Here is a 965-nt window from a genome sequence, read left to right on the forward strand (position 1 = left end):
CATACCTCCTTCTCATCTGTTCGAAAGTCGGTGTCAATAGATTGCAGGCTTCTACATTGAATCCTGATAGCGGTACTAGTAAAGCCAAACTTACATCGGTAGTTGTTTGATTTGATGTGTTTATCCGGTAAAATCCATTGCTAAATTGCCAATTGTTAGGTCTTAGCGGAGCGACGCTTAATGTTTCGGACAAACTCATAAGCTGCTTATTAATTTCCTCCAAGGTTACCGTACTTTCGTTGCGTAAATAGAGTTGTATTTGAACGTTTAAATTATTAAGTAGATTCCAATGACTATTTCCTATAATGTGTTGTGCCTCTACATCGATATTACCTGCTGTGGGTAGGTCACTGCGATTGGTAGGACCAATGTAATAATTTCCTGGCAACCATTTGTAATAGGCATTAAATGGTTTTATGCCTACAGCAGTTCTCCAACCACCTCCAGTGACCCATTGCTGCGCAGCAGCCAGTGATAAATTTGCTGCTTCAACAATCTCTGTGTTGGTCGGAGATACTGCACAATTCACCCCACCATTACCTGCGTACATACGCAAAGTTTTACCGAACTGTGTCAAAAAACCATTGAGTATTCCGAGATGGCCTCGATGAATTACTCTTTCTAAAAAAATCGAAAGTGTTCCCTGTGGAATTATAGGAAACCAAGTCGCTGTTATGGGAAAATTAGTGCTAGTTCCTTGCTCTGTTAATGAGTTGTTGAAATTGAGCACTGCAGGGAAAGGACTCAGTATACCGGTATCAATTGCAATATCGTATCGACCGGCAGGGAGCGTACCTGTTGTTTGTGCCAAGCATATACTTGGTAAACAACTCAACATTATTGGGATAACTATTTTTCGGAATTTGAGCATTGAATTTTCCTAGCTGAGTAGTGTTTTTTAGAAAATTTTTTAAAACTGTTTATTGCAATCTCTACTGAGATTGCAATAAACGAATCTCATATAT

1 protein-coding gene is annotated in these 965 nt (G+C 39.3%); it reads right to left on the bottom strand.

Annotated elements, in window-relative coordinates; translation table 11 throughout:
• Positions 1 to 811: hypothetical protein (locus tag V2A85_RS23980; protein WP_420072594.1), on the bottom strand; the 811-nt coding region annotated here is incomplete at its 3' end.
• Positions 812 to 965 lie beyond the last annotated feature (154 nt).

The sequence above is a fragment of the Yersinia sp. 1252 StPb PI genome (assembly GCF_048593885.1).
Taxonomy (GTDB): Bacteria; Pseudomonadota; Gammaproteobacteria; order Enterobacterales; family Enterobacteriaceae; genus Yersinia; species Yersinia enterocolitica_E.